General features: G+C 63.9%; 3 protein-coding genes. 1 reads left to right on the forward strand and 2 read right to left on the reverse strand.

The features are described 5' to 3' along the window. Window positions 1-970 (reverse strand): NAD(P)-dependent alcohol dehydrogenase (locus EN879_RS31820; protein WP_164774709.1); only part of this gene is annotated, 970 nt, incomplete at its 3' end. Between the two features lie 97 nt (window positions 971-1067). On the opposite strand from EN879_RS31820, the gene EN879_RS31825 reads away from it, so the two are divergent. After that, window positions 1068-1703, forward strand: coding sequence for a TetR/AcrR family transcriptional regulator (locus EN879_RS31825; RefSeq protein WP_013532391.1), 636 nt, complete (start codon window positions 1068-1070; stop codon window positions 1701-1703). 87 nt (window positions 1704-1790) lie between these two features. On the opposite strand, the gene EN879_RS31830 is transcribed toward EN879_RS31825, so the two are convergent. Continuing rightward, complete coding sequence (locus tag EN879_RS31830) at window positions 1791-2192, reverse strand: type II toxin-antitoxin system HicB family antitoxin (protein WP_063167711.1); 402 nt, start codon at window positions 2190-2192, stop codon at window positions 1791-1793. Window positions 2193-2509: the final 317 nt, after the last annotated feature.

Genomic DNA, 2509 nt, shown 5'->3' on the forward strand with positions numbered 1-2509 from the left:
GCTGGAAATAGCGATAGGCATCGCCGGCCTCGGTAAAGGCGAAGACCTTGTCGATGACGGGCCGCAGGCGGCGCTGCGAGACGGCGCGCAGCATGGCTTCGAGATTGGTCCGGCTGCCGACGAACAGGCGGCTGATGGGGGCGAGGCTGCGCTGGTAGAGTGCCGCCGGCAGCTGGATCGATCCGCCTTTCGCATCCTGCAGCGTCAAGAGCACGATGTGCCCGTAAAGCGTGCTGGCGATCAGCGACTGCGTGAAGGTCGCCGGGCCACCGGTCTCGACGACGAGATCGATGCCGCCGGTCTGGTCGCGGACGGCCGCGCCCCATTGCGGCATATCCGATGTCGAAATCACCAGGTCGGCGCCCAGCGCCCGCAGCCTGTCGGCTTTCTCGCCGCGCGAGGTGACGGCGGCGACATGGCAGCCGAGCAGCTTGCCGAACTGCAATGCAAAGAGGGAGACGCCGCCCGAGCCGATGACCAGAACCCATTGGCCGGGCTTCGGAATTCCGGCGCCCGTCACCGCATTCCAGGCGGTCAGGCCGGCGCAGGTCAGCGTTGCGGCCTCTTGCCAGTCGAGATGATCGGGCAGCCGCACCGCCCATTGTTCGTCGAGAACCGCATATTCCGCCAGCATGCCGTCCAGCGTGCAGCCGAGCTGGTCGACGAGCCCGGCATGGATGCGGCCGTCGATCCAGCGCGCGAAATAGCTGCCGGTGACACGGTCGCCGACGGCAAAGCGGGGGACGGCAGCGCCGACGGCTACAATCTCACCAGCCCCGTCGCTCAGCGGCACGACGCCCTGGCGCGGCGTCAGCGGATAGGCGCCGTTGAGGATCATCGTGTCGCGCCGGTTGAGCGAGGTGGCGCGAATGCGCACCACGATCTCGTGCGCTCCCGGCTCCGGTCGCGCCTCGTCCCGCAGCACCAGGCTTTCGATTCCGCCGGTCCCTTCAAGGCGATAGCTGCGCATTTCGAACCTCAAATATATAGACTGATCTACATATTATGTAGACCGATTGTCATATTTTGCGCAAGGCCTATAATGATCTCTCCTGACAGAGGTTGACATGGCCAACGACACCCGCACCCGCATACTCGAGACGACTGGGCTGCTGCTCAGGCAGCGCGGCTATCACGGCACCTCGCTCAACGACATATTGAGCGCCAGCGGCGCACCGCGGGGCTCGCTGTATTTTCATTTTCCCGGCGGCAAGGACCAATTGGTCATCGAGGTGACGCGCGCCAGCGTTGCCGACGTGACGGAGAGGCTGGGCGAAGCGCTGGCCGCCGAAAAGGATCCGGCGGTAGCCGTCCATCATATCTACCAGTCGGTGGGGCGCATGCTGGAAGACAACCAGTTTTCACTCGGCTGTCCGATCGCGCCTGTCGTGCTGGACTCGCCCACCGACGTGCCGGAACTGGCGGAGTTGTGCCGCTCGGCCTTCGAACAGTGGATAGGCCTGCTGCGGGACGCCTTCGTCAGGGCAGGGGTGCCCGCGCGCCGCGCGCATGCATTGGCACTGCTGGTCGAATCGTCACTGGAAGGGCTGATGGTGATCGCCCGCGCCACAAGCGACCGCGCCCCGGTACAGGCCGTGGCCGATGAGGTGGCGGCGTTGATCGAAGCCGCGGTGCTTGATGGAGCAGGCCGCAATCGCGACGCGGCGATTTCCGCGGTCGGGATATCCTCACCGGGGACCTAACGTTGCGACCGCGCCTGATGTGGTCAACGCGGCAAAGACCCAGCGTATTCCAGCCATGCAGCCGAAGGCAGTGGGCTTTTTGCGCAGCTAATCCACAATGTCTTTGCGAGCAGCTGAAGCAAGGAAGGCCGAGCGTGTCTGTCCACGTTCACGCGCCGTCGCATCGATAGCTTCGAGCAGGCCCAGATCGGAAGATACGTTGATCCGCGTCGTTGATCCGCGATCACGGATCAACGGAATGACAGTCGTCATGGCGCCGTCGCGATCCTCCGCCAGTTCGGGATCGCTCATGATGGCATCGAAGTCGCGCGGCGGCGGAACTGGATCGCCATCCCCTTCCAGCATCCGGACATGGCCCGACAGCGCCTCTACGCCGTTGCGTACGGCTTCGTCGATCGTAACTCCGGCCGAGATGCAGCCAGGCATGTCGGGGAAGCTCACACCGTAGATGCTGTCCGGGTCTTTGTGGATGAAGGCAATGTAACGCAAGCTTCTCACTTTTGGTTCAGGAGGCCCGCCTGCTTCAACAAAGCGGACGGTTCCTGTCGGTATATCCCTTACGCGGATGTGGAATTGTAACGCGACCTGTAGACGACAGCCAACACCCGTTCTGACGCGTCCTAAAAGAACGAAAAAGGGCGGCATCGCTGCCGCCCTTTCCGTAAGCTTAGCCAGGTTGGCTGGATTAGAAATCCATGCCGCCCATGCCGCCCATGCCGCCGCCGCCCATGCCGCCAGGCATGCCGCCGCCAGCCGACTCCTTCTTCGGAGCCTCCGCGATCATGGCTTCGGTGGTGACCAGCAGG

The organism is Mesorhizobium sp. M7A.F.Ca.AU.002.02.1.1 (assembly GCF_003998535.1).
In the GTDB taxonomy this organism is placed as follows: domain Bacteria; phylum Pseudomonadota; class Alphaproteobacteria; order Rhizobiales; family Rhizobiaceae; genus Mesorhizobium; species Mesorhizobium ciceri.

Excerpts from the sequence above, each read along its gene's own strand:
- EN879_RS31825 (WP_013532391.1), top strand. The coding sequence starts at position 1,068 with ATGGCCAACGACACCCGCACCCGCATACTCGAGACGACTGGGCTGCTG.